The sequence below is a fragment of the Pseudoduganella ginsengisoli genome, from assembly GCF_009720865.1.
GTDB lineage: Bacteria > Pseudomonadota > Gammaproteobacteria > Burkholderiales > Burkholderiaceae_D > Rugamonas > Rugamonas ginsengisoli.
Genome location: NZ_WNLA01000004.1, coordinates 57024 through 80243, shown reverse-complemented (window position 1 = coordinate 80243; position 23220 = coordinate 57024). Strand labels below are relative to the sequence as shown.

The following is a 23220-nucleotide window of genomic DNA, read 5'->3' as shown; positions in this document are numbered from 1 at the left end:
GCAACAGTTATGCGGCCAGCCGGCGCGGTTCCGCGGCAGGACGGCGCGGCGCCGGTGCGGCGGGTACGGCATGCAATGACGCCGGGCCATGCTCGGCCAGCGTGAAGAATTGCATAGTCTGCGTCAAGTCCGCCGCTTCCTGTTCCAGCGTATTGGCCGATGCCGCGGCATGTTCCACCAGCGCGCCATTGCTTTGCACATCGGCATCCATGTGGGCAATCGCCGCACCCACTTGCGCGATACCGGCCGACTGTTCCTCGCCGGCCGCCTGCATTTCACGCATGATGTCCGTCACGCGGGTGACACTGGCCACGATGTCTTCCATGGTGGAGCCCGCGTCAGCCACCAGGCGGTCGCCCGCTTCCACCTGCTCGACCGACGCGGCGATCAATTCCTTGATTTCCTTTGCGGCGCTGGCCGAACGCTGCGCCAGCGTACGCACTTCCGTTGCCACCACGGCAAAGCCCCTGCCCTGTTCGCCTGCGCGCGCCGCTTCCACTGCCGCGTTCAGCGCGAGGATATTGGTCTGGAACGCAATGCCATCGATCACGCTGTTAATGTCGGCAATCTTTTGCGCCGACTCCTTGATGGATTGCATCGTATGTACCACTTGTGCCACCACGGCGCCGCCCTTGCGCGCCACATCCGATGCCGACTGCGCCAGCAGATTGGCCTGATGGGCGCTGGCGCTGTTGCGCTGCACGGCTTCGGTCAAATGCGCCATCGACGCCACTGTCTGTTCAATCGACGTCGCTTGCGACTCTGTGCGGCTGGCCAGGTCGCGGTTGCCTTCCGCCAGTTGCGTGGCTGTCGCTTCCATCGTCATGGCGCCATGGCGCACGTGCCCCACGATATCGGCCAGGCTTTCCGTCATGTGTTTCATGGCATCGAGCAGGCGGCCCGGCTCATCCTGGCCGTGGACATCGATCTTGCTGTCCAGTTTGCCTTCGGCGACGGTATGCGCGACTTTCAGCGCATATTCCAGCGGCCGCTTGACGAGGCGCACCAGCAGCGGATGCAGCAAGCCCGCCACCAGCGCCACCAATACCATGCCGATCGTGGCAAAGCGGTTGCTCAACGACATCGCCGATTGCGTGACTTCCGCTGCGATAGCTTCACCGACTATCAACATATTCCAGCTCGGTACGTACTGGAATGCCGTCAAATGTTCGCTGCCTTTGAGGTGATAGCGCATGGTGCCGGTCTTTTGCTCCAGCATCTTTTTCACGTACTCGCTGCCCGCATCATCCTTGGCCGCCAGCACATTCGTGCCCTCTTCCTTGCGGTGGATCAGCAGTTTGCCCAAATCTTTATTGGCACGGGCTTCCAGCGCATAGAACTGGCCCGATTCGCCCAGCTTCATGGCGTTGACTTTGTCTTTCAGCGACCGCAGCGAATCTTCAAAGCTGACGCCGACGTACAGGATGCCGATGACCTTACCGGCCGCATCTTTGATCGGCTCATAGCTGGTCATGTACATATTGCCGAACAGGTTCGCAGGCCCCGCATACGCTTGGCCATCCAGCACTTTGCGGTAGCCCGGGTGGTCGGCTGCCAGCTTGGTGCCGATGGCCCGTTCGCCATTTTCTTTCTTGTGCGACGTGGTCACGCGCACAAAATCATCGCCACGCCGTACGAACACGGTGGCATATACGCCGGTCAATTTCGTGAAGTTGTCCGGCACGGAAAAATCCAGGTTCAACACCTTGCCGCCGGCACTGATCGTTGGCACGGTTTCCGCTCCCACCGTCACGGTATTGGCTGGATCGACTTCCAGCCCTTGCGGGAACCAACTGGCAAACACGCGCGCATAGGTAGCGACCTGCTTGCGCAAATCCGCATCGACGATTTCCACCGCATCGCCGAGCAGCTTGGTCTTGTCGGCAACTTCCCGCGTGGCTTCCTGCTCCGCCAGCCGCGACAGGCCGGAGCCCACCATCAGCACGAACACGAGGAAGACAGCACTGACAACGGCAAATGCCGCTGCGGAAACCTTGGTCGCTACACTCCAGTCACGCCACATGGTGCCTCCGAAATTGTCGAAGAGAAAAAACCAGCGTAGCACAACAGAAATATCCCGGCGGAAAACTCTTATTAACTTGACATGGAGCAATTCGGTGCCAGGCACCAAGCGATTTTGCAACAAAAAAGCCCGGCTGCTAGGCAAGCCGGGCTTGGGTCGGGGAATGGCAGTACACCACTCCCCATGTATGCAGAACTGATTAGTTCTTCGACTGGTCAACCATCTTGTTCTTGGCGATCCAAGGCATCATCGCACGCAGCTGGGCGCCAACGGTTTCGATCTGGTGCTCGGCGTTGATGCGGCGGCGGGAAATCAGCGTCGGTGCGCCGGCCTTGTTTTCCAGGATGAACGACTTGGCGTATTCGCCGGTCTGAATGTCTTTCAGGCACTGGCGCATGGCTTCCTTGGTCGCGGACGTCACGACTTTCGGACCCGTCACGTACTCGCCGTATTCGGCGTTGTTCGAGATCGAGTAGTTCATGTTGGCGATACCGCCTTCGTAGATCAGGTCAACGATCAGTTTCAGTTCGTGCAGGCATTCGAAGTACGCCATTTCTGGTGCGTAGCCGGCTTCCACCAGGGTTTCGAAACCAGCTTTGATCAGTTCAACGGCGCCGCCGCACAGAACAGCCTGTTCGCCGAACAGGTCGGTTTCGGTTTCTTCACGGAAGTTGGTTTCAATGATGCCGGCCTTGCCGCCGCCGTTGGCCGATGCGTACGACAGGGCGATGTCACGGGCGTTGCCGGATTTGTCCTGGTACACAGCGATCAGGTGAGGAACGCCGCCGCCTTGACGGTAGGTAGCACGCACGGTGTGGCCTGGGGCTTTCGGTGCAACCATGATCACGTCCAGGTCGGCGCGTGGCACAACTTGGCCGTAGTGCACGTTGAAACCGTGCGCGAAGGCCAGGGTGGCGCCTTGCTTGGCGTTTGGCGCCACGTTTTCGTTGTAAACCTGAGCGATGTTTTCGTCTGGCAGCAGAATCATGATGACGTCAGCAGCTTTCACCGCGTCGTTCACTTCCGCTACTTTCAAGCCGGCTGCTTCCACTTTCTGCCACGACGCGCCGCCTTTACGCAGGCCAACGGTCACGTTGACACCGGATTCGCTCAGGTTTTGTGCGTGAGCGTGGCCTTGCGAGCCATAGCCGATGATGGCAACGTTTTTGCCCTTGATCAGGGAGAGGTCAGCGTCTTTGTCGTAGAAAACTTTCATGGTTTTTCCTTGGTAAAAATGAGGTACGTACTGCGTTATGTGTGTGAGTTTGCTATGTGTGAAGCAGATCAGACTTTCAGGATGCGCTCGCCGCGGCCGATGCCGGAACCGCCCGTACGGACGGTTTCCAGGATCGACGTGCGGTCAATCGCATCGATGAAGGCATCCAGCTTGCTCTTCGCGCCGGTCAGCTCGATGGTGTAAGTCTTCTCGGTCACATCGATGATGCGGCCACGGAAGATGTCGGCAGTGCGCTTCATTTCTTCGCGCTCTTTGCCTACGGCCCGGACCTTGATCAGCATCAGCTCGCGCTCGATATGCTGGCCTTCGGTCAAGTCCACCACTTTCACCACTTCGATCAGGCGGTTCAGGTGCTTGGTGATCTGTTCAATGATGTCGTCGGAACCCGAAGTGACGATGGTCATACGGGACAGCGTCGGATCTTCCGTCGGCGCTACCGTCAGGGTTTCGATGTTATAGCCGCGGGCCGAGAACAGGCCAACCACACGGGACAAGGCGCCGGCTTCGTTTTCCAGCAGTACAGAAATAATATGTCGCATTACAGATCCTCCGAACCCAGCAGCATTTCGGAGAGGCCCTTACCTGCCTTCACCATTGGCCACACATTTTCACTTGGATCGGTAATGAAGTTCATGAACACCAGCCGATCCTTCATACCGAACGCTTCTTTCAGGGCGCCTTCGACGTCGCCCGGTTTTTCGATGCGCATGCCCACGTGGCCATAAGCTTCGGCCAGTTTTTCAAAGTCAGGCAGCGAGTCCATGTAAGACTCCGAGTAGCGCGAACCGTAATCGATTTGCTGCCACTGGCGCACCATGCCGAGGAAGCGGTTGTTCAGCAGGATGATCTTGGGGGTCAGGTGATACTGTTTGCAGGTCGCGAGTTCCTGGATGTTCATCTGGATCGAACCCTCGCCCGTGATACATGCCACGGTCGCATCCGGGTTCGCCATTTGCACGCCCATCGCGTACGGCAAGCCGACACCCATGGTGCCCAGGCCGCCGGAGTTCAGCCAGCGGCGCGGCTTGTCGAATTTGTAGTACTGGGCAGCCCACATCTGGTGCTGGCCCACGTCGGACGTCACGAACGCGTCGCCACGGGTCACATCCCACAGGGATTCCACCACCTGCTGTGGCTTGATGACCAGGTCGGACGTCGAATACTTCAGGCATTCGCGGCCGCGCCATTCGTTGATCTGCTTCCACCAGTTCGACAGCGCAGCCTGGTTCGGCTTTTGCTCGGCAGCATCCAGCTGCGCGAGGAATTCAATCAGCACGTCCTTGACGTTGCCGACGATAGGAATGTCGACTTTCACGCGCTTGGAAATCGACGACGGGTCGATATCGATGTGAATGATCTTGCGCGGGTTGGTGGCGAAGTGTTTCGGGTTGCCGATCACGCGGTCGTCAAAGCGGGCGCCGATGGCAATGAGCACGTCGCAGTTCTGCATCGCCATGTTGGCTTCGTACGTGCCGTGCATGCCTGGCATGCCGACGAATTTGTCGTTGGTGGCAGGGTACGCGCCCAGGCCCATCAGCGTATTCGTGACAGGGAAGCCCAGGCGGTCGCACAGCTTGGTCAGCTCATTGGTGGCGTTGGCCAGGATGACGCCGCCGCCCGTGTAAATCATCGGACGTTCGGCAGCCAGCAGCATTTGCACCGCCTTGCGGATCTGGCCCGAATGGCCTTTGTCCACTGGACGGTAGGAGCGCATTTCCACTTCTTTCGGATAGTGGTACACCGCTTTTTGCATGCTGATGTCTTTAGGGATATCGACCAGTACCGGGCCAGGACGGCCGGTTTTGGCGATAAAGAAAGCTTTCTTGATGGTCTCTGCCAGGTCTTTAACGTCCTTTACCAGGAAGTTGTGCTTGACGACCGGACGGGTAATACCGACGGTGTCGCATTCCTGGAAAGCATCCTGGCCGATGGCGTGGCTGGGCACCTGGCCCGAAATCACGACCATGGGGATCGAGTCCATGTAGGCAGTGGACAGGCCGGTCACAGCATTGGTAACGCCTGGGCCGGAAGTCACCAGCGCGACGCCGACTTTTTGCGAGCAGCGCGAATACGCGTCGGCAGCATGGATAGCGGCCTGCTCGTGGCGCACGAGAATGTGCTGGAACTTGTCCTGTTTGAAGATGGCGTCGTAGATGTACAGCACAGCGCCGCCGGGATAGCCAAAGACGTGTTCTACACCTTCTTCAGCGAGGCAACGTACGACAATTTCCGCGCCCGTGATGGGTGCGTTGGCTTCGGTGTTCATAAAACATTCCTTTCAAGGTCCATACGGGAGATTGATCGGATGCTCTTGCCTGGCGAAGCATGCTGACGACGTGACAGAATCCCTAGGCTTCCCTTCTTTCTGCGGTCACGGCGCAAATTCCCATACCCATGGAGAGGTAAGGTTCAGTACGACGCAAACGCAACTCGTTTGGCCTGAGTGTCTGCCGCGGTATTGCATACTTCTCGCGCTTGTGGCACGGGTTAGAGCAAACTGCTGACAAATGAAAGCGGGATTTACCGGTGGCGACTTTGTGGTTCGCCGGATAAAACCAAGGGCTTCGTGGTGTGCAAAGCTTCCAGCAAGGTATCAAGACCCATGGTTTTGGTCAAGGAAAATTTAATATATCGCTCATTCCCACGCGAATATGGTGCAAACCCTTACGAGGAAGCGCCGAAGGAGGTGTCCTCCAGGTGCATTTTTTGCTAAGATGCATGTCTCCCCGCAGCACGCTTCCCCATCGCATGGCAACAGACAAAGAATTATCGGACTTCCTCGAAAACGTCGAGCGGCGCGCCTACAAACAAGCCTTATACGCAGTGCGCAAGGAAGAAAGCGCACTGGACATCGTGCAAGACGCGATGATCAAGCTGGCTGAAAAATACGGCGATAAACCGGCGTCGGAATTGCCGATGCTGTTCCAGCGCATCTTGCAAACGACCATCCTTGATTATTTCCGACGTGAAAAAGTTCGTAACACTTGGGTAAGCCTGTTCTCGGGCATGTCATCCTCTGCCGACGAGCACGAAGACTTTGACATTCTGGAAACGTATGAAGCGGAGCAAGGGACGGAAGCGTCGGAATCGTCGGCTGACAAAGTTGAGCGTATGCAAATACTTAGCGCCATCGACGCCGAGGTGCAAAAGCTGCCGGCACGTCAACGGGAAGCGTTCCTCATGCGTTACTTGCATGATCTGGATGTGGCTGAAACCGCGGAAGCAATGGGATGTTCCGAAGGGAGTGTCAAGACACATTGCTCACGCGCAACACATACATTGGCTGAAGCATTAAAAGCCCAGGGAATTAAATTATGAACACCGAAGACCTCAATTTCGCTTACAAAGTGCGCCATGCGCTCAATGAAAAGCTGGATGATCTGCCGGCTTCGACTACCGACCGCCTGGCAGCCGCCCGCAAAGCTGCCATGGCGCGCAAAAAACCGCATGTGCCGGTGCGCGTGACGCAATCGGAACTGGCCACGGCCGGGGCCGGCGGCTTCTTCTCGCACCCGTTTGGCTGGCTGGGCCGTATGAGCGTGGCCGTACCGCTGCTGGTGCTGGTGGCCGGCATGGTGGGCTTGTACCAGTACGAACAGCAGCAGCGCATCAATGAACTGGCAGAACTCGACGCCGCCGTGCTGTCGGACGAATTGCCATTGTCCGCTTACCTGGACCATGGCTTTAACACTTATCTGGAAGAAAGTCGCGAGCAATAAGGATGGCGCGTACCAGCCGCATTGGCCCCCTCTACCCTACCAAGGCCGGACTGCTCGCATCCGTCCTGTTGGCCGCCGGCGCCTTTGCGCAGGGGCCTGTTTCGTCTTCGCCAGCGGCAGCGCAGCCTGCCGCCACGGCGCCTGCCCCCGCACAGCCTGCCGCTGCTCCCGCTGCTCCCGCTGCTCCCGCTGCCTCTGCCGCAGTGCCAACTGCCGGCAAACCTGCGGCGGCCGGCAAGCCGGGCCTGGCGCCGATTGCCATGGAAAAGCCGCTGTGGAAAGACTTGTCTGCCTCACAGCAGCGCGCCCTGGATCCATTGAAGGGCGAATGGGACAAGCTGGAAGGGTTGCGCAAGCAAAAGTGGCTGGAAATTGCCAACCGCTATAACACCATGAAGCCGGATGAGCAGGCCCGCGTCCAGGAACGCATGCGCGACTGGGTGCGGCTGACGCCGGACCAGCGCCGCCAGGTACGTGAAAACTTCGCCCGCTCGCAAAAAGTCGCGCCGGTCCCGGGCCAGAAATCCGCGCAGTGGGAGCAATACCAGCAATTGCCGCCGGAACAAAAGAAGCAGTTGGCAGAAAAGGCGCCGAAAAAACAGGTCGTCAATCCGCCGTCCCCGGCACAAAGCAAGATTCAAACCGTACAGCCGGTGAAGCGCGCCGTACCGGGCTCGACGCCGTCCGCTGCGGCCGCAGCGGCGCCGCCGCCTGCCAGCGCCCCAGCTGCCGCTACGGTTGCAGCTTCTCCCGCCGCTGCAACTGCTGCACCCGGCGCATCGGCGCCAGCAGCAACCTCTGCCACCAGCACACCTGCCGCTTCCAATGTCAAATAACACCACGCAGGGCCCGGCGCCGGCAATCAAGCGGCGCGTGATCGCCATCGTGTATGAAATGCTGCTGGCGTTTGCCGTGCTATTCCTGCCTTTCCTGATCCTGGAAGTAGCGATGCAGGCGTCGCACACGCCGCTGGCGGAACACGTGCGCCAGGCGCTGGCTTTCCTCGTACTGGGCGCCTATTTCATACACCAGTGGTCGCGCGAAGGCCAGACGCTGGCCATGCGCACGTGGCGCATCAAGCTGGTCTTTCCCGGCTATAGCCACGTGCCGCTGAAAATCGCCGCGCTGCGCTATGTGCTGGCGTGGGGCTGGGTCATGCCCGGCATCCTGGCGTCCTATGCGCTGGGCTTGTCGCGCTGGCACTCGCTGTACGCCATGTTCGCCAGCATGGGCGTGTGGGCGCTGCTGGCGCTGCTGGATAAAGACCGCCAGTTCGTGCATGACCGCCTGGCGGGTACGCGCCTCGTGCAATTGCCGAAGCCTGAAAAGAAAGCGGCGGCGCAGCCGGCCGCCTAACTGCGGGCCAAATCCCGGATCGCACTGCCCTGCACGCGGTGCACCACCAGTTCTTCCATGCGCTGCGCCCCTACCGCTTGATAAAACCGCAGCGCCGGTTCATTGGTGTTCAACGCCCACCATTCAAAGCGCGCACAGCCCCGCAATTCCGCAATGCCCGCCACGTGCGCCAACAACGCCTTGCCATAGCCCCGCCCCTGGAACGCGGGACGCACGAATAAATCGTCCAGGTGCAGGCCGCGCTTGCCGGTGGTCGTGGCAAACGTCTCGTAATACACGGCAAAGCCCGCAACTTCGCCATCGGCTTGCGCGACCAGCGCGTGCGCCGCCGGTTGCGGGCCAAACAGGCTGGCCTGCAAATCATCGGCCGTAACCGTCACCGGATGCGGGAAGCCTTCCACGACAGCCAGTTCCCGGATCAAGTCCACCAGCAGCGCCGCGTCTGACGGGTGCGCTGCGCGTATCAACAGCGGCGTCGTCATCAGAAATCCCCCCCATCTTCCACCTCTGCGCCGCCCTGCCCCGGCACCCATTCAATGATGTCGCCCGGCTGGCATTGCAGCTTTTCGCAAATCCGCTCCAGCGTGGCAAAGCGGATGCCCTTGACCTTGCCCGACTTGAGCAGGCTGAGATTCTGTTCCGTGATACCGACGTACTGCGCCAGTTCGCGTGATTTGATTTTCCGCCTGGCCAGCATCACATCCAAATGCAGCACGATGGCCATCAGATGAAGCCCTCGTTTTCTTCAGCCAGGCGGCGGCCTTCCTGCAATACGCTGCCAAACAGGTAAAACAGGCCACACGCCACCATCATCACCAGCGCTTCCGACGACACGCCCATCTGCACGGCCGCGCCGTGGATGCCCAGCACATGCCGCCACAGCAAACCGCGCAGCGGCTGCTCCGCAATCGCCATCAGCAGCGCGCCAAACGCGCCGCCCGCAAAGGCCCGCACATGGGCAATGGCGGCAGCGGAAAACAAATCGCGCGCCTGGAATGCGCGCAGCAAGCCATCGAGCCGCCACGACGCATACATCAGCAGCGCCAGCGTTGGCAGCGATACAGCCGCCCCGCTCCAGCGCTGCGCCGGCGATAAAGAAAACGCAGCTTCCATCGTCAGGCCGTCAGGCGAGAACGTCATGTGAAATCCCGGCATCGGGACCGGATGCGGATAAAACCACGCAAAACCGAAGTACACAGACTGCAGCAACACGAACACCAGCAGAAAAAACCGGAATGTTTTGATCGACATGATTGTTATATGATAATGTTTTATCGTTTTACGATAAAATTTAATTGTAGTTCAATCAGTATACGTGAAAGGAACCGCTATGCGCACGACCCTGCTGTTCGCCATGCTGGCCCTGTTGGCCGGATGTAAAACCATCACGGTGGAAGAACGCCATTTGATTCGCCCTGATGCGCTGTCCGGCCAGGCGCCGAAACAGCACCTGGATTTGCCCGGTGCGAAAGAAATGGAACTGGCGCGCCCCGAAGGCGCTGTATTGAAAGGCGTGCTGCTGGAAAAACCGGGCGCGAAACTCACCGTGCTGTACTTCGGCGGCAACCTGTTCCACATCGATGACGCGGGCGATAAGGTGGCCAAAGCGCTGGCGCCATGCAATGTGAATCTGGCGATGATGGATTACCGGGGCTATGGCCGCAGCAGCGGCACGCCGACCGTGGCCAATATGGCGGACGATGCACTGGCTGTCTTCGATTACCTGGACCAGCGCTATCCCGGCGCAGTGGCCGTACATGGCCAGTCGCTGGGCAGTTTTGTCGCGGCACAGGTGGCGCGCCACCGCAACGTGGCGGGACTGGTGCTGGAATCGACCACCACCAATGCGCGCGACATGGTCAACAACAGCATCCCGTGGTATTTCAAACCCTTCATCCGCGTGGAACTGGCGCCGTCGCTGCTGGCGGCCGACAACACGGCCCAGCTGTCGCACGTGCAGGCGCCAACCCTGATGATGACCGGCGAGGCCGACGAAGTCACGCCGCCGGCACTGGCGCAGAAAGTTTTTGAAGCGCTGCCCGCCACGCATAAGCGCTTCGTCGTGACGCAAGGCGCGGGGCATAACAATGTCTTGTCGAATCCCGCCACAGCAGGCGCGCTGTGCCCATTCCTGCACGCCCCGGCAATGCTTTAATTCACTTCAATGGGCGATGGTCACGACCGGCATGTCCGTACCGGATGAAAAAACGATCTTGCGGATGTAGCTGTCGTCCTGGCACACGGCCATTTCGTCATCAAACACGACGCGGCCGTTTTTAAACACCGTGGCATGGGCGCCGCTGGAACCGCCGCACTGCCACTGCGCGTTGCTGGCGCCCGGCACGCCCCGGAAGCGCACGACGTACTTGTCCTTGCCGATCAGGCAATGGCGCTCGACTTCATATACATCCGTGAGGAACCACGTGGTGGAGTCGAATTTCACGAGATCGGACGTGCGCCACAATTCCATCGGGCGGCGCGGCGGCTTGTCCGGATAAAAGAAACCCAGTTCCAGCTTGCGCTGCTTGCGCTGGCAATCCATCCCCACCAGCGAGACGCCGTCGGCCATCGGCTGGCGGTAGTCATACTGGGGCACGGCGGCCTTGCTTTGCACTGCCGCCACCAATGAGACTGCAGCAACCAGAACCGACATCACAACTCCTGCAATATTATTTGATCAATAACGATTATATGCCGAATCAGAAGCGCTCTGACGGCTTCAGGTAGCGCCATTGCCCAAGCGGCAGCGACGACATGGCGATCCGCCCGATACGGATGCGCTTCATGCTGACCACTTCCAGGCCGACGGCGCGGCACATATGCGCGATCTGGCCCGGCTTGGGCGCCTTCACGGCAAAGCGCAAACGGTGCTCATTTTGCCAGCTGGCCTTCAGCGGCGCCAACGGTTTCCCATTGAACGACAAGCCATGGTTCAACAGTGCGAGGCCATTATCGATGATGCTGCCTTTGACCTCGACGATGATTTCCTGCTCCAGCCCTTCCTGCAGGCGGCGCGACACACCGAATTCCTGCGTCAGCACCACCAGTCCCGTCGCCTGCGTATCGAGCCAGGGCTCCATCGCCAGGTTTTTCACATGCCGCTTCAGGAAGCGCTCGCCCCGCACGGATTCCACGCGCGTGTCTTCCCGCACGCAGCTCAACACCGGTAAGCCTTCGCTGCCGATGCCGGCATTGACGCCGGCCGGCTTGTTGACGATGATCGTCACCGGCCTGATTTCCAGCAACGACGCATCCGGCGCCAGCGCCACCGCCTGTTCAGCGGTGACACGCGCGCCCGGCTCTTCAACCGTCACGCCATCGACCTGCACGTAGCCGCCTTCGATATAGATTTCCGCTTCGCGGCGCGAACACTGCACCTGATCCATCACGCGCTTGGCGAGACGGATGGAATTTTCCTGATCCATCATTATTCTTTAACCGTGTTGCTGAAATATTGCGCAAACACTTGCGCCGTGGTTTCCATGTCTGCCCGCGTCACGTCGAGGTGCGTAACGAGCCTTAAGCGGGGCGCCATCGACACGCGGATATGCTGCGCAGCCAGCGCATCGGACAAGCCCTGCATCTCCTCGCGCGGCACGTCGACGTACACGATGTTGGTCTGCGGCGTGCTGACGGACAGCCCCGGAATCTTTGCCAGTTCGGCGGCCAGGAAGGCAGCATTGGCATGGTCGTCCGCCAGGCGCTGCACGTTGTGCCGCAATGCATACAGGCCGGCCGCCGCCAGCATGCCGGCCTGGCGCATGCCGCCGCCCAGCATCTTGCGCCAGCGCTTGCCCGACTCAATCAAGGCGCGCGAACCGCACAGCAGCGAACCGACCGGCGCGCCCAGCCCTTTCGACAGGCACACGGACACGGAATCGAAACCGGCCACCGCTTCGCGCAGGCTGACGCCCTGCTGTACGGCGGCATTGCAAATGCGGGCGCCGTCGAGGTGCGTGGCAAGTCCCTGGTCATGGGCGAACGCCGTCGCCTGCGCCACATACTCGCGCGGCAGCACCCTGCCCCCGATAGTGTTTTCCAGCGCCAGCAACCGCGTGCGGGCAAAGTGGACATCATCCGGCTTGATTTGCGCGGCGATATCGGCCAGCGCCAGGCTGCCGTCAGGCTGGTTGGCGATCGGCTGCGGCTGGATACTGCCCAGCACTGCGGCACCGCCGCCTTCATAGCGGTACGTGTGGGCTTCCTGGCCCACCAGGTATTCATCGCCGCGGCCACAGTGCGCCAGCAGCGCGATCAGATTCGTCTGCGTGCCCGATGGCGCGAACAGCGCCGCTTCGTAGCCAAACAAATTGGCCGCCGTATCCTGCAGCAGGTTGACGGTAGGGTCATCGCCGTAGACATCGTCGCCCACCGGCGCGGATTGCATCATGTCGCGCATGGCGGCCGATGGTTTGGTGACAGTGTCGCTGCGCAGATCGATCCAGAAATCAGTCATCAAGGCTCCCCGTTAAAAAACAAAACGGCGGACCCGTGGATCCGCCGGCAAGTCGCTTAAGTCATTTACATTTGCGGCGCCATCATGCCGGCACGTGCGCCGTATAAAAGCGCTGTCCCATTTCCTGCAAGCCCAGCGTTTCCAGCACTTCCTGCAGCCGTTCGCTGGGCCGGCGGCGCGGCAGGTTCTTATACGTCGCGATGATCAGCTCATTTTTCATCGAATGTTCCCAGCCCACCAGTTCCGTCACGTTGACCTGGTAGCCGTGCGCTTCCAGCTGCAGGCAGCGCAGCACGTTGGTGACCTGGCTGCCGAATTCACGCGTGTGGATCGGGTGGCGCCAGATTTCCGTCAGCGCGCTCTTGCCCAGCGACTGTCCCTTGTTCTTGCGCAGCACGGACGCCACTTCTGCCTGGCAGCACGGCACCAGCACCATGTGCCTGGCCTTTTTCTTCAGCGCGAAGTCGATCGCGTCATCGGTGGCAGTATTACACGCATGCAGCGCCGTGACGATGTCGATCTGTTCCGGCAATGCCTGCGACGTGGTCGATTCCGCCACCGACAGCGGCAGGAACGACATGCCGGGGAAGTGGAATTTCGCGGCCAGCTGCTGCGATTTTTCCACCAGCTCGGCGCGCGTCTCAATGCCGTAAATGTGCGAAGCGTCGTCCAGCCCCTTGAAGAACAGGTCGTACAAAATAAAGCCCAGGTACGATTTGCCCGCGCCATGGTCGACCAGCGACACGCCGCGTTCGCCGTTGGCTTCGCGCACTTCCTTCAACAGCGGCTCGATGAACTGGTACAGGTGATAGACCTGCTTGAGCTTGCGGCGGCTGTCCTGATTCAGCTTGCCGTCGCGCGTGAGGATGTGCAGTTCCTGCAGCAGTTCGATGGACTGGCCGGGGCGCACCTCAGGTGGTAAACCCTGCGGCAGACCGCCAGCTGCGGCAGTCGCCGCAGCGGTATTCTTATTGCGCTTCATCGATCCATGCCTGTTGAATGGCTTCCAGTACGCGTTCGCCGCCGCGCGAGTGGTCGTCGTCGAAGCCGTCCAGCTCCACTACCTTGTTGTGCAAGTCGACAAAGCGGATCGTCGCGGGATCGACCTCCGGGAATTTGTCGTACAGCGCTTCAGCAATGGCCGTAATGTCGGTCCATTTCATCAGTGGCCTCCCTCGCTGGCGTGGTTGATCGTGTATTTGGGAATTTCAATGACGAGGTCTTCATCGGCCACCACAGCCTGGCACGACAGGCGCGAGACGGCTTCCAGGCCCCATGCCTTGTCCAGCAAGTCTTCTTCCGTATCCGTCGCTTCGTTCAGCGAATTAAAGCCTTCGCGCACCAGCACGTGGCACGTGGTGCAGGCGCACGATTTTTCGCACGCGTGCTCGATGTGGATGTCATTGTCCAGCATCACGTCGCACAAGGTCTTGCCGGCCGGGGCTTCAACGACGGCGCCGTCCGGGCACAGTTTGGCGTGGGGGAGGAATACGATTTGGGGCACTTCTTGACCTCTTTGATTACCGGACCGCTTCAGGCCAGCGGCTTCGATTGGTTCAGTATGGATCCCCGCGGCGGGCGCCGAGCCTTTCGCGGGGATGACGCGTTCGGGGCGGCGGCTTAGGCCACTTGATCTAATGATTTCCCAGCCAGGGCGCTGCGCACGGAGCGGTCCATGCGGCGCGATGCGAATTCTTCCGTGCCGCGCGCCAGTTCTTCGACTGCCAGCTTGACGGCCTGGTGGTCCACCGCGCCTTGATTGGACTGCGCCAGCGTCGCGCGGGTGCGGTCCATCAGCGCGACAATGGCGGCCTTCTCTTCATCAGACAGCAGCGCCGCATCTTCATCCAGCGCTGCCTGCGTGGCCAGCAGGATGCGTTCCGCTTCCACCTGTTCTTCACGCAGCGCGCGCGCTTTCATGTCCACTTCGGCGGACTTGTACGAATCTTGCAGCATGCGCGCCACGTCATCATCGCCCAGGCCATACGATGGCTTGACGGTGATCGACGCTTCCACGCCGGAGCGCAATTCGCGGGCCGATACGGACAGCAAGCCGTCAGCATCGACTTGATAAGTAATGCGGATGCGGGCCGCGCCAGCCGCCATCGGCGGAATGCCGCGCAATTCAAAGCGCGCCAGCGAACGGCAGTCGGCCACCAGTTCACGCTCGCCTTGCAGCACGTGCACGGCCAGCGCCGTTTGCCCATCCTTGAACGTCGTGAATTCCTGCGCGCGGGCGCATGGAATGGTCGAGTTGCGCGGGATGATTTTTTCCACCAGCCCGCCCATGGTTTCAATCCCCAGCGACAGCGGCGTCACGTCCAGCAATAGCCAGTCGTCACCTGGCGCACGGTTACCGGCCAGCAGGTTGGCCTGGATCGCGGCGCCCAGCGCCACGACTTTGTCCGGGTCGATATTCGCGTGCGGAATCGTGTGGAAGTAATCGCCCACGGCGCGCTGCACGTGCGGCATGCGCGTGGCGCCGCCCACCATGACGACGCCATCGATATCGTCCGCATCGACATTGGCGTCGCGCAGCGCTTTCTTGACGGCGTTCATGGTCTTGCCGACCAGGTGTTTCGTGATCTCGGCGAATTTTTCCGCCGTGATTTTCAAGTGCACTTCTTCGCCAGAACCAAGGATGGCGTCTACCATCACTTCAGACTTGGTCGACAGCAGTTCCTTCGCTTCGCGCGCCTTCACCATCAGCACGGCCGTGTCTTCATCGGACAATGGCGCCAGCTTTTCCTGCTCGTGGATCCAGCAGAACAGGCGGTGGTCGAAGTCGTCGCCGCCCAGCGCGGAATCACCGCCGGTGGCCAGCACTTCAAACACGCCTTTCGACAGTTTCAATACCGAGATGTCGAACGTGCCGCCACCGAGGTCATAAACGGCAAACAAGCCCTCCGACGCGTTGTCGAGGCCATAGGCAATGGCGGCCGCCGTTGGTTCCGACAGCAAACGCAGCACATTGATGCCGGCCAGCTGCGCGGCATCCTTGGTGGCCTGGCGCTGCGCATCGTCGAAGTACGCCGGCACCGTGATGACTGCGCCCACCAGGTCGTCGCCCAGCGAATCTTCCGCGCGCTGGCGCAGCGTAGCCAAAATCTGCGCCGACGTTTCCACCGGCGACTTCACGCCCGCCACGGTTTTCAATTGCACCATGCCGGGCGCATCGACGAAATCGTATGGCAGGTTTTCAGCGTAAGCGATGTCCTTGAGGCCGCGGCCCATGAAGCGCTTGACCGACACGATGGTGTTTTTCGGGTCCGTGGTTTGCGCGGCTTGCGCCTTGTAGCCAATGTGCGCGTGGCCGTTCGGCAGGTAGCGCACCACGGATGGCAGCAGCGCATGGCCGTCTTCATCGTTCAGCACTTCAGGAATGCTGTTGCGGACGGTCGCGACCAGCGAATTGGTGGTGCCCAGGTCGATCCCCACCGCCAGCCGGTGCTGGTGCGGCGCGGTCGACATGCCGGGTTCGGAAATTTGCAGAAGTGCCATAGGGGTTTTTCTTATTCGATCGCGTCGAAGGCAAAGCGGACTTCGTCGCCAAATTTTTCCAGGAACATCAAAGCGCGCACGCCCTGCGCGGCGGCATGGTAGTCGCCGCTGTTCAACTGGTTTTCAATATCGTTCAGTTGCGCCTTGCGCGCGCCGCGCAGCTGGCCGTCAAGCTGTTCCAGCTCGCCGATATCCTTTTGCGCCCTGGCGTCTTCCAGCGCTTCGCGCCATTCCATTTGCTGCATCAGGAAGGCCGGCGGCATGGCAGTGTTGGACTCGGTCTGCAAGTCCACGCCATTGAGTTCACACAGGTATTTGGCGCGCAGCTGCGGATTTTTCAGCGTTTGGTATGCTTCATTGGCGCGCGTCGCCCATTGCATGGCGACGCGTTTTTCCGCATCCGTCGCGTTGACGAAGCGGTCGGGATGGACGCGGCTTTGCACGTCGCGGAAGGCGCTGTCCAGCGCCCCCGCATCGATGGCAAATTGCTGTGGCAGGTTAAAGAGTTCGAAGTGGTTCTGCACGGTGTGATGTATTAAATGCGGAAGCTTTCGCCGCAGCCGCACGCATCTTTCTCGTTCGGGTTGTTGAACTTGAAGCCTTCGTTCAAGCCTTCCCGCGCGAAATCGAGTTCCGTGCCATCAATGTACGGCAAGCTTTTCGGATCGACGAACACTTTCACGCCGTGCGATTCGAACACGCTGTCCTGCTCATCCGCTTCGTCCACGTATTCCAGCTTGTAGGCCAGACCGGAGCAGCCAGTGGTGCGCACACCAAAGCGCAGGCCCAGGCCCTTGCCGCGGCGTTCAATGTAGCGGTTGATGTGCTTGGCCGCTTTTTCGGTCAGGGTAATTGCCATACTGTCCTCCAGCTTATGCCGAATGCTTCGCCTTGTAGTCGTTGACGGCCGCCTTGATGGCGTCTTCCGCCAGGATCGAGCAGTGGATCTTCACTGGCGGCAGCGCCAGTTCTTCCGCAATAGCCGTGTTCTTGATGGCCAGCGCTTCATCCAGCGACTTGCCTTTCACCCATTCGGTCACCAGCGACGACGACGCAATCGCGGAACCGCAGCCATAGGTCTTGAACTTGGCGTCTTCGATCAGGCCATCCGCGCCCACCTTGATTTGCAGCTTCATCACGTCGCCGCAAGCCGGTGCGCCCACCATGCCGGTGCCAACGGAATCGTCGCCCTTTTCAAAGGAACCAACGTTGCGCGGGTTTTCGTAGTGGTCCAACACTTTTTCCGAGTAAGCCATTTGATGCTCCTATCTATTCAATTTTGTACGCGATTAGTGGGCGGCCCACTGGATGGAACTGATATCGACGCCGTCCTTGTACATTTCCCACAGCGGCGACAGTTCGCGCAGCTTGCCCACCTTGGACTTCATCAAGTCCACGGCGAAGTCGATATCTTTTTCGGTCGTAAAACGGCCAATGGTAAAGCGGATCGAGCTGTGCGCCAGTTCATCGCTGCGGCCCAGCGCGCGCAGCACGTACGATGGTTCCAGCGATGCCGACGTGCAGGCCGAACCGGACGATACCGCCAGGTCTTTCACTGCCATGATCAGCGATTCGCCTTCCACGTAGTTGAAGCTGACGTTCAGGTTGTGCGGCACGCGGTGCTCCATGTCGCCGTTGATGTACGTTTCTTCGATTTCCTGCAAGCCTTTGGCCAGGCGGTCGCGCAGTGCCTTGATGCGGCCGATTTCGCTGTCCATCTCGACTTTGGCCAGGCGGAAAGCTTCGCCCATGCCGACGATCTGGTGGGTCGGCAAGGTGCCGGAGCGCAGGCCGCGCTCATGGCCGCCGCCGTGCATTTGCGCTTCGATCCGCACACGCGGCTTGCGGCACACGTACAGCGCGCCCACGCCTTTCGGGCCATAAGTCTTGTGCGCCGTGAAGGTCATCAAGTCAACCTTGGTTTTTTGCAAGTCGATCGCGACTTTGCCGGTGGCTTGCGCCGCGTCGCAATGGAAGATGATGCCTTTCGAGCGGCACAGTTCGCCGATTTCCGCGATGGGCTGGATCACGCCGATTTCATTATTGACCAGCATGACGGATACCACGATGGTGTCCGGACGGATGGCCGCGGTCAGCTGCTCGATCGTGATCAGGCCGTTATCTTGCGGTTCCAGGTACGTCGCGTCAAAGCCCTGGCGCTCCAGTTCACGCACCGTGTCCAGCACGGACTTGTGCTCGGTCTTGACGGTGATGATGTGCTTACCCTTGGTTTTGTAGAAGTTCGCCGCGCCTTTCAGCGCCAGGTTGTTCGATTCCGTCGCGCCGGACGTCCAGATGATTTCACGCGGGTCCGCATTGACGAGCGCCGCCACGTGGCCACGCGCCTCTTCCACGGCCTTCTCGGCGGTCCAGCCATACATGTGGCTGCGGGAAGCCGGGTTGCCGAACTGTTCGCGCAGGTACGGGATCATCTGGTCGGCCACGCGCGGATCGATTGGCGTCGTGGCCGAATAGTCCATGTAGATCGGGAAGTGCGGCGCGGTGTGGAATTCCACCGGGGCAGTGAGTACCTGAGCCTGGGCGACGGTTTTTTCAGGGGCGTTCATCAATTACTCCAAATATTTGCAGCTGGTTTAGCCCAAAGCAGCGTTGCGGTGCATGACCACGACGTTTTGCTCGGCATGTTTCTGTTTTTGCTGATCGACCAGGTCCTGCAGGGAAACGGAGTCCAGGTAATCGACCATTTTTTCATTCAGGGTGGCCCACAGTTCGTGGGTCATGCAGCGCGCGCCCGTGGCGGCGTCGGCGCCATGGCAGTTTTCCTTGCCGCCGCACTGGGTGGCGTCCAGCGGTTCATCCACTGCAATGATGATGTCGGCGACCGTCACCTTGTCGGCACGGCGCGCCAGGCTGTAGCCGCCGCCGGGGCCACGGATCGATTCAACGATTTCATGGCGGCGCAGCTTGCCAAACAATTGTTCCAGGTAAGACAGCGAAATCGCCTGGCGTTGCGAGATGCCAGACAGCGTGACCGGGCCTTTGCCTTGGCGCAAAGCCAGATCAATCATCGCAGTCACTGCAAAACGGCCTTTGGTGGTCAGACGCATCACAACCTCGGTTGAGTTAGAATACTTCCTTGTTCAACATCACTTAAAGACTGATTAGTTGAACGATTTAGTCAAGTATACCTTATTTGACTATTCTTGTCAGGCGACGCCGCTGACGCCGCCAGTCGAGGCTGTGTGCGCGTTTTTACGGGTGTTTCAACAGCGTAACAAGCCCATCGGCTTGAACAGCGCGTGCATATTGCTATTGGTAATAAAGCTGAGGTTATAAGGGTGCTCAGCGGCAATTTGCGGCAACGCTTGCGCCTCTTCCAGCTTATTGAGCTGTTCGGCAATCTTTCCCCACAACACTAACGTTGGCTGCTGTTCGTTCAGCGCCGCCAGCACGGTTTGCAGGAATGGCATCCACGCTTTCGCATCTTTTGCCGGCGCCACGGTTTCACGGAATACCAGCGTGGCATTCAACAGCAGGAAACCCGCGTCAAAGAACTTTTGCTGAATTTCACCGAGCGATTGCACGACGCCCGGCACGCCGCGCGATTGCGCGGCAATGCGGGCCAGCGCCAGCGTGCCCGTATCGTCCGGCGCCAGGCGGCCGTCCGCCACCAGCAGCATTTTCATGAAATTGCGCAGCGACGTGGCTTTATTGACAGCTTTCGACAAGCCGCCGCCCTCTTCTTCCGACCACAGGCCCTTGACGGCGCCATCCATGAAACACACGCCGGTCGCGCTTTCCGCGCGCGGATACGGCCCCTCGCCGATCAACACATAACGCACCCGGTCCATCGGCTGCGCAAACGCGGCAAACAGGCGCTGCTCCGTCGGCAGGAAGTCCGTCAACGTCTCGAAGTATGCCGGCGTCGCGGCATGCATGGCCTGCAAACCGGCAGCCAGCACAGGGCGCCAGGAAGCGTCGGCGCGCTCCAGCGCCTCAATCAGGTGGGAAGGAATCGGCATGGCGCAAAGATGGGCAAAAGCGGCGATTCTAGCAGACCGCTCCACAGCTTCCCACTTGGCAATAGCTATTGCCTATGAAAATTCCAGCAGGCAATAAATCGGTTTTCTTTACACTGGGAATTTTTCATTGAATAATCGCAATACCAAGTTATTGATTTAGTTCATTTTTTTATGCAAGGCACGCCTTATGCTTGGGTTAATGTAGAGCAATCCGCGCACCTCTTTAACAAGAGGGAATAATATGAGGGGACGTAGCGATGAAACTGCCTGCCATCGTTCGAAAAATTACCGTGCTGTTCCTGCTAGTGGCCAGTCAGACTGCCAGCGCCACCGTGGTCACGCTGGTGGCGCCCAGCGCCAGCGAACGCCAGGTACAAAACAACCGCGCCAATGCAGCGGATTCGCAGCCGGGATGCACGTCCGATGGCGGTTGCCAGCTCCTGGCCGGCGCAACGGCGGTCCCCGCACCGAGCCAGCTTGCCGCCCCGGCGAATGAAGCTGCCGCCGGCAACGACATCAGCTACTTCACGTCGACTTTTGCTGCCGTCCGTACGGACTCAGTCCTGTCGTCGCCCGGCAGCCAGCCGGGCCCTTCCTATAGTGTACCCACCCATGCGATTGAGGCCGCTGACCAGTACGCCAGCGATGAGGAACTCAAGTGGAAGGTCAAGCTGAAGATGCTACAAGCCTACAGCAGTGTACGGGCGCTGGTTTCCCAGTTCGACACGGACCAGGGCAGCGCCCGCGAAGCCGCCAGCATCGCGTCCGCCCCGTACCAGCAAATCAGCGCGCCCAACAACGGCGCAGGCTACGGCAGCGGCGCCGTTGACCGGGACTTTAACAGCCTGTGCGTTGCCAAGGATGGCAGCTACAACACGGTAGGCGCATCCAACCAGCGGAGTTGTCCGGAAGGCAGTGTTTATGTCAGTACCAACCGCAGCGCAGCCATGGCGGAATATGTTACCTACTCGCAATCACTGAATAGTTCGCCGAAAAATATGGCCAGCCCTTACGCCATGCATTCGGCCGATTCGCGCGCTCCCCGCAGCGACCCCGCCCCACAACAATACAGGCGCTGCAGTGACTGCGACTTCGATCTCGACCCTGGCGCGGAACCCGGCATGATTTCACGTTTTATCAAGTGGCTGAAAGAGCCCAGTTCGGTGATGCTGCTGCTGGGCATAGCGGTAGTCATCGCCGTGATATCCGATGCGCTGACCAAGGCCCGCAACAACTGAGCAGGGATAATCGGGGCCGCCGGGCCTGTCCGGCGGGCCCGGCACTAGATGTGTCCCTGCCCTGCCAGTCCGGCCGCCAAAGCCAGCATGACGGCGCCCGTTAATGCTTCAATCCCCTTCCACACCAGCGGCTGCCGCAGCCATGCAGACAGGCGGCTGGCGCCATATCCCAGCGCGGTAAACCACAGCAGCGACGCTGTCATGGCGCCCACGGCAAAACTGGGACGGTCGGCTTGCGCATATTGGCCGCCCAGCGAGCCCAGCAGCACCAGCGTATCCAGATAAACGTGGGGGTTCAACAGCGACAGGGCCAGGATGGTGACCAGGGCGCGCCGCCAGTCCGCTTGCACGCCATCGTCCCGCACTTCCAGTGTCGACGTGCGCAACAGCGACGCCCAGCTGCGCAAGCCATACCACACGAGGAACGCCGCGCCGCCCCAGCGCGCCGCACCCAGCAGCAACGGCGATGACTGGATCAGCGCCCCCATGCCGGCCACTCCGGCTGCAATCAGCACGATATCGACAGCAATGCAGGCCGCCACTGTCACGCCGACGTGGCGCCGCCACACGCCCATGCGCAGCACATGCGCGTTTTGCGCCCCGATCGCCATGATCAGGCTGGCGCCCATCCCTAATCCATTCAAAAACACTGCCGGTACCAGCATCGCAACCTCCTGTCGTCAAGTCATGGGCTGATGTTGGCTTGCCCGGCAGATAAAATGAAGCTGCATTAATATTTATGAGGTTACTTAAGAATTTCTAATGTAAAGGTCCGCCATGCTGCCCGATCCCCGCCAGGCCGACACCCTGCTTGCCATCCTCGACACAGGCAGCTTCGAGCAGGCTGCCGCACAATTGCATATCACGGCGTCGGCCGTGTCGCAGCGCATCGGTGCGCTGGAAGCGGCACAGGGCGCGCCGCTGGTGATCCGCAGCCGCCCCTGCCGCCCGACGCGCGCGGGCCAGCACCTGGCCCAATACCTGCGCCGCAGTAAATTGCTGGAACAGGAATTCCTCGCCGAGTCGCGGCAAGACGATGCGCGCCCGCTGTCCGTGCCGCTGGCCGTCAACCACGACACGCTGGCCAACTGGCTGTTGCCGGAACTGGCGCCCTTCCTTATTGAAGAAAACCTGATGCTCGATATCGCGCTGGACGACCAGGACCACACGTACACGCTGCTGGAACGGGGCCTGGCGCTGGCCGGCGTGTCAACTGAACCGCAGCCGATGCGCGGCTGCGTGGTGGAGCCGCTGGGCGTGATGCGCTACAACATGTTGGCGTCGCCCGCGTTTGCGCGCCGGTGGTTTCCCGATGGCCTCGCGCGTGAGCCGGCGCGGCGCGCACCCATGCTGGTATTCGACCGCAAAGATTTGCTGCAGGCCAACTTCATGCAGCGCGAATTCGGCCTGGCGCCAGGCAGTTATCCGTGCCATTACATCCCGTCCAGCCCTGCCTTCGTGCAAGCCATCGAGCTGGGCATGGGCTACGGCATGGTGCCGGAACAACAGGTGGGAGACCGGCTGGAAAAAGGCGTGATCATCGACATGGCGCCCGGCTGCCATAGCGACGTCACGCTGTACTGGCACAGCTGGCGCGTGCAATCGCCCAAACTGGAACGGCTGAGCGCGGCTGTACTGGCGGCAGGCCGCCATATCTTGCGGCCGGTATCCCGCGCCGCACGTTGACAGGTGCGGCGCTTGTGGCCT

28 protein-coding genes are annotated in these 23220 nt (G+C 60.3%); 7 read left to right on the top strand and 21 right to left on the bottom strand.

Features of this window, described 5'->3' with window-relative positions; genetic code table 11:
- Positions 1 to 7 precede the first annotated feature (7 nt).
- From GM668_RS30895 to GM668_RS08635, 4 genes are all read right to left on the bottom strand, one after another.
- Positions 8 to 2023 carry a methyl-accepting chemotaxis protein gene (locus GM668_RS30895; protein ID WP_155438560.1) on the bottom strand — a complete coding sequence of 672 codons (2016 nt, stop codon included), beginning with the start codon at positions 2021 to 2023 and terminating at the stop codon, positions 8 to 10.
- Between the two features lie 199 nt (positions 2024 to 2222).
- Positions 2223 to 3239, bottom strand: coding sequence for a ketol-acid reductoisomerase (gene ilvC, locus GM668_RS08645; RefSeq protein WP_155438559.1), 1017 nt, complete (start codon positions 3237 to 3239; stop codon positions 2223 to 2225).
- A 68-nt stretch (positions 3240 to 3307) separates the two neighbouring features.
- Positions 3308 to 3799: an acetolactate synthase small subunit gene (gene ilvN / locus GM668_RS08640; protein ID WP_154380409.1), complete on the bottom strand. Its 492-nt coding sequence runs from the start codon at positions 3797 to 3799 to the stop codon at positions 3308 to 3310.
- Complete coding sequence (locus GM668_RS08635; RefSeq protein WP_155438558.1) at positions 3799 to 5526, bottom strand: acetolactate synthase 3 catalytic subunit; 1728 nt, start codon at positions 5524 to 5526, stop codon at positions 3799 to 3801. The genes ilvN and GM668_RS08635 overlap by 1 nt, the downstream gene beginning before the upstream one ends.
- A gap of 482 nt (positions 5527 to 6008) precedes the next feature.
- Between GM668_RS08635 and GM668_RS08630 the strand changes: the two genes are divergently transcribed.
- The 4 genes from GM668_RS08630 to GM668_RS08615 are packed head-to-tail and all read left to right on the top strand — an operon-like array spanning position 6009 to position 8335.
- Complete coding sequence (locus GM668_RS08630; protein ID WP_155438798.1) at positions 6009 to 6578, top strand: RNA polymerase sigma factor; 570 nt, start codon at positions 6009 to 6011, stop codon at positions 6576 to 6578.
- Complete coding sequence (locus tag GM668_RS08625) at positions 6575 to 6979, top strand: DUF3619 family protein (protein ID WP_155438557.1); 405 nt, start codon at positions 6575 to 6577, stop codon at positions 6977 to 6979. The genes GM668_RS08630 and GM668_RS08625 overlap by 4 nt, the downstream gene beginning before the upstream one ends.
- Before the next feature lie 2 nt (positions 6980 to 6981).
- Positions 6982 to 7815, top strand: a complete 834-nt coding sequence (locus tag GM668_RS08620) for a DUF3106 domain-containing protein (protein WP_155438556.1) — start codon at positions 6982 to 6984, stop codon at positions 7813 to 7815.
- Positions 7805 to 8335 (top strand): RDD family protein, encoded by a 531-nt coding sequence (locus GM668_RS08615; RefSeq protein ID WP_155438555.1) that lies wholly within the window; start codon positions 7805 to 7807, stop codon positions 8333 to 8335. Before GM668_RS08620 ends, GM668_RS08615 begins: the two co-directional genes overlap by 11 nt.
- Here the strand turns inward: GM668_RS08615 and GM668_RS08610 are convergent.
- From GM668_RS08610 to GM668_RS08600, 3 genes are read right to left on the bottom strand one after another with little or no spacing between them, the layout of a single operon-like run.
- A complete protein-coding gene (locus GM668_RS08610) occupies positions 8332 to 8817 on the bottom strand; it encodes a GNAT family N-acetyltransferase (RefSeq protein WP_155438554.1) in 486 nt (161 codons plus the stop codon). The genes GM668_RS08615 and GM668_RS08610 overlap by 4 nt on opposite strands.
- Positions 8817 to 9059, bottom strand: coding sequence for a helix-turn-helix domain-containing protein (locus GM668_RS08605; protein WP_155438553.1), 243 nt, complete (start codon positions 9057 to 9059; stop codon positions 8817 to 8819). The genes GM668_RS08610 and GM668_RS08605 overlap by 1 nt, the downstream gene beginning before the upstream one ends.
- Positions 9059 to 9586, bottom strand: a complete 528-nt coding sequence (locus GM668_RS08600) for a DUF2975 domain-containing protein (RefSeq protein WP_155438552.1) — start codon at positions 9584 to 9586, stop codon at positions 9059 to 9061. Before GM668_RS08600 ends, GM668_RS08605 begins: the two co-directional genes overlap by 1 nt.
- Positions 9587 to 9665: 79 nt before the next feature.
- Between GM668_RS08600 and GM668_RS08595 the strand changes: the two genes are divergently transcribed.
- The gene (locus GM668_RS08595) at positions 9666 to 10490 is read left to right on the top strand and encodes an alpha/beta hydrolase (RefSeq protein WP_229499080.1); all 825 of its coding nucleotides are present in this window, start codon (positions 9666 to 9668) and stop codon (positions 10488 to 10490) included.
- Between the two features lie 6 nt (positions 10491 to 10496).
- Here the strand turns inward: GM668_RS08595 and GM668_RS08590 are convergent, their stop codons facing one another.
- The 13 genes from GM668_RS08590 to GM668_RS08530 form a co-directional block, all read right to left on the bottom strand.
- Positions 10497 to 10988, bottom strand: coding sequence for a hypothetical protein (locus tag GM668_RS08590; protein ID WP_155438551.1), 492 nt, complete (start codon positions 10986 to 10988; stop codon positions 10497 to 10499).
- A 46-nt stretch (positions 10989 to 11034) separates the two neighbouring features.
- Complete coding sequence (locus GM668_RS08585) at positions 11035 to 11763, bottom strand: RNA pseudouridine synthase (RefSeq protein ID WP_155438550.1); 729 nt, start codon at positions 11761 to 11763, stop codon at positions 11035 to 11037.
- Entirely contained in the window at positions 11763 to 12791 is a 1029-nt protein-coding gene (gene ltaE / locus GM668_RS08580) for a low-specificity L-threonine aldolase (protein ID WP_155438549.1), read from the bottom strand. Before ltaE ends, GM668_RS08585 begins: the two co-directional genes overlap by 1 nt.
- A gap of 82 nt (positions 12792 to 12873) precedes the next feature.
- Positions 12874 to 13773 carry a class I SAM-dependent methyltransferase gene (locus GM668_RS08575; protein WP_155438548.1) on the bottom strand — a complete coding sequence of 300 codons (900 nt, stop codon included), beginning with the start codon at positions 13771 to 13773 and terminating at the stop codon, positions 12874 to 12876.
- The gene (gene iscX, locus GM668_RS08570) at positions 13760 to 13954 is read right to left on the bottom strand and encodes a Fe-S cluster assembly protein IscX (protein ID WP_155438547.1); all 195 of its coding nucleotides are present in this window, start codon (positions 13952 to 13954) and stop codon (positions 13760 to 13762) included. Before iscX ends, GM668_RS08575 begins: the two co-directional genes overlap by 14 nt.
- Positions 13954 to 14295 carry an ISC system 2Fe-2S type ferredoxin gene (gene fdx / locus GM668_RS08565; RefSeq protein WP_170305557.1) on the bottom strand — a complete coding sequence of 114 codons (342 nt, stop codon included), beginning with the start codon at positions 14293 to 14295 and terminating at the stop codon, positions 13954 to 13956. The genes iscX and fdx overlap by 1 nt, the downstream gene beginning before the upstream one ends.
- Positions 14296 to 14411: 116 nt before the next feature.
- Positions 14412 to 16292, bottom strand: a complete 1881-nt coding sequence (gene hscA / locus GM668_RS08560) for a Fe-S protein assembly chaperone HscA (RefSeq protein WP_155438545.1) — start codon at positions 16290 to 16292, stop codon at positions 14412 to 14414.
- Positions 16293 to 16303: 11 nt separating this feature from the next.
- Entirely contained in the window at positions 16304 to 16816 is a 513-nt protein-coding gene (gene hscB, locus GM668_RS08555; protein ID WP_170305556.1) for a Fe-S protein assembly co-chaperone HscB, read from the bottom strand.
- Positions 16817 to 16827: 11 nt separating this feature from the next.
- Entirely contained in the window at positions 16828 to 17151 is a 324-nt protein-coding gene (iscA, locus tag GM668_RS08550) for an iron-sulfur cluster assembly protein IscA (RefSeq protein WP_155438544.1), read from the bottom strand.
- Positions 17152 to 17164: 13 nt separating this feature from the next.
- A complete protein-coding gene (gene iscU / locus GM668_RS08545; RefSeq protein WP_155438543.1) occupies positions 17165 to 17548 on the bottom strand; it encodes a Fe-S cluster assembly scaffold IscU in 384 nt (127 codons plus the stop codon).
- 33 nt (positions 17549 to 17581) lie between these two features.
- Positions 17582 to 18859, bottom strand: a complete 1278-nt coding sequence (locus tag GM668_RS08540; RefSeq protein ID WP_155438542.1) for an IscS subfamily cysteine desulfurase — start codon at positions 18857 to 18859, stop codon at positions 17582 to 17584.
- A 27-nt stretch (positions 18860 to 18886) separates the two neighbouring features.
- Positions 18887 to 19360 carry a Fe-S cluster assembly transcriptional regulator IscR gene (gene iscR / locus GM668_RS08535; RefSeq protein ID WP_154380371.1) on the bottom strand — a complete coding sequence of 158 codons (474 nt, stop codon included), beginning with the start codon at positions 19358 to 19360 and terminating at the stop codon, positions 18887 to 18889.
- 156 nt (positions 19361 to 19516) lie between these two features.
- Positions 19517 to 20275: a uracil-DNA glycosylase family protein gene (locus tag GM668_RS08530; protein WP_155438541.1), complete on the bottom strand. Its 759-nt coding sequence runs from the start codon at positions 20273 to 20275 to the stop codon at positions 19517 to 19519.
- A 257-nt stretch (positions 20276 to 20532) separates the two neighbouring features.
- On the opposite strand from GM668_RS08530, the gene GM668_RS08525 reads away from it, so the two are divergent.
- Positions 20533 to 21513: a hypothetical protein gene (locus GM668_RS08525; protein WP_155438540.1), complete on the top strand. Its 981-nt coding sequence runs from the start codon at positions 20533 to 20535 to the stop codon at positions 21511 to 21513.
- A 44-nt stretch (positions 21514 to 21557) separates the two neighbouring features.
- Here GM668_RS08525 and GM668_RS08520 read toward each other — a convergent pair whose 3' ends face one another.
- On the bottom strand, positions 21558 to 22178 hold the full coding sequence (locus tag GM668_RS08520) for a LysE/ArgO family amino acid transporter (RefSeq protein ID WP_229499078.1): 621 nt from the start codon (positions 22176 to 22178) through the stop codon (positions 21558 to 21560).
- 112 nt (positions 22179 to 22290) lie between these two features.
- Between GM668_RS08520 and GM668_RS08515 the strand changes: the two genes are divergently transcribed.
- Positions 22291 to 23199, top strand: a complete 909-nt coding sequence (locus GM668_RS08515) for a LysR family transcriptional regulator ArgP (protein WP_155438539.1) — start codon at positions 22291 to 22293, stop codon at positions 23197 to 23199.
- Positions 23200 to 23220: the final 21 nt, after the last annotated feature.

Excerpts from the sequence above, each read along its gene's own strand:
- GM668_RS08635 (WP_155438558.1), bottom strand. The coding sequence starts at position 5,526 with ATGAACACCGAAGCCAACGCACCCATCACGGGCGCGGAAATTGTCGTA.
- GM668_RS08530 (WP_155438541.1), bottom strand. The coding sequence starts at position 20,275 with ATGCCGATTCCTTCCCACCTGATTGAGGCGCTGGAGCGCGCCGACGCT.
- GM668_RS08520 (WP_229499078.1), bottom strand. The coding sequence starts at position 22,178 with ATGCTGGTACCGGCAGTGTTTTTGAATGGATTAGGGATGGGCGCCAGC.
- GM668_RS08575 (WP_155438548.1), bottom strand. The coding sequence starts at position 13,773 with ATGAAGCGCAATAAGAATACCGCTGCGGCGACTGCCGCAGCTGGCGGT.
- hscA (WP_155438545.1), bottom strand. The coding sequence starts at position 16,292 with ATGGCACTTCTGCAAATTTCCGAACCCGGCATGTCGACCGCGCCGCAC.
- iscA (WP_155438544.1), bottom strand. The coding sequence starts at position 17,151 with ATGGCAATTACCCTGACCGAAAAAGCGGCCAAGCACATCAACCGCTAC.
- iscR (WP_154380371.1), bottom strand. The coding sequence starts at position 19,360 with ATGCGTCTGACCACCAAAGGCCGTTTTGCAGTGACTGCGATGATTGAT.
- GM668_RS08525 (WP_155438540.1), top strand. The coding sequence starts at position 20,533 with ATGAAACTGCCTGCCATCGTTCGAAAAATTACCGTGCTGTTCCTGCTA.
- GM668_RS08620 (WP_155438556.1), top strand. The coding sequence starts at position 6,982 with ATGGCGCGTACCAGCCGCATTGGCCCCCTCTACCCTACCAAGGCCGGA.
- GM668_RS08630 (WP_155438798.1), top strand. The coding sequence starts at position 6,009 with ATGGCAACAGACAAAGAATTATCGGACTTCCTCGAAAACGTCGAGCGG.
- ltaE (WP_155438549.1), bottom strand. The coding sequence starts at position 12,791 with ATGACTGATTTCTGGATCGATCTGCGCAGCGACACTGTCACCAAACCA.
- GM668_RS08625 (WP_155438557.1), top strand. The coding sequence starts at position 6,575 with ATGAACACCGAAGACCTCAATTTCGCTTACAAAGTGCGCCATGCGCTC.
- GM668_RS08585 (WP_155438550.1), bottom strand. The coding sequence starts at position 11,763 with ATGATGGATCAGGAAAATTCCATCCGTCTCGCCAAGCGCGTGATGGAT.
- GM668_RS30895 (WP_155438560.1), bottom strand. The coding sequence starts at position 2,023 with ATGTGGCGTGACTGGAGTGTAGCGACCAAGGTTTCCGCAGCGGCATTT.
- ilvN (WP_154380409.1), bottom strand. The coding sequence starts at position 3,799 with ATGCGACATATTATTTCTGTACTGCTGGAAAACGAAGCCGGCGCCTTG.
- iscU (WP_155438543.1), bottom strand. The coding sequence starts at position 17,548 with ATGGCTTACTCGGAAAAAGTGTTGGACCACTACGAAAACCCGCGCAAC.
- GM668_RS08540 (WP_155438542.1), bottom strand. The coding sequence starts at position 18,859 with ATGAACGCCCCTGAAAAAACCGTCGCCCAGGCTCAGGTACTCACTGCC.
- GM668_RS08605 (WP_155438553.1), bottom strand. The coding sequence starts at position 9,059 with ATGGCCATCGTGCTGCATTTGGATGTGATGCTGGCCAGGCGGAAAATC.
- GM668_RS08610 (WP_155438554.1), bottom strand. The coding sequence starts at position 8,817 with ATGACGACGCCGCTGTTGATACGCGCAGCGCACCCGTCAGACGCGGCG.
- GM668_RS08615 (WP_155438555.1), top strand. The coding sequence starts at position 7,805 with ATGTCAAATAACACCACGCAGGGCCCGGCGCCGGCAATCAAGCGGCGC.
- GM668_RS08600 (WP_155438552.1), bottom strand. The coding sequence starts at position 9,586 with ATGTCGATCAAAACATTCCGGTTTTTTCTGCTGGTGTTCGTGTTGCTG.
- GM668_RS08590 (WP_155438551.1), bottom strand. The coding sequence starts at position 10,988 with ATGTCGGTTCTGGTTGCTGCAGTCTCATTGGTGGCGGCAGTGCAAAGC.
- ilvC (WP_155438559.1), bottom strand. The coding sequence starts at position 3,239 with ATGAAAGTTTTCTACGACAAAGACGCTGACCTCTCCCTGATCAAGGGC.
- GM668_RS08515 (WP_155438539.1), top strand. The coding sequence starts at position 22,291 with ATGCTGCCCGATCCCCGCCAGGCCGACACCCTGCTTGCCATCCTCGAC.
- GM668_RS08595 (WP_229499080.1), top strand. The coding sequence starts at position 9,666 with ATGCGCACGACCCTGCTGTTCGCCATGCTGGCCCTGTTGGCCGGATGT.
- iscX (WP_155438547.1), bottom strand. The coding sequence starts at position 13,954 with ATGAAATGGACCGACATTACGGCCATTGCTGAAGCGCTGTACGACAAA.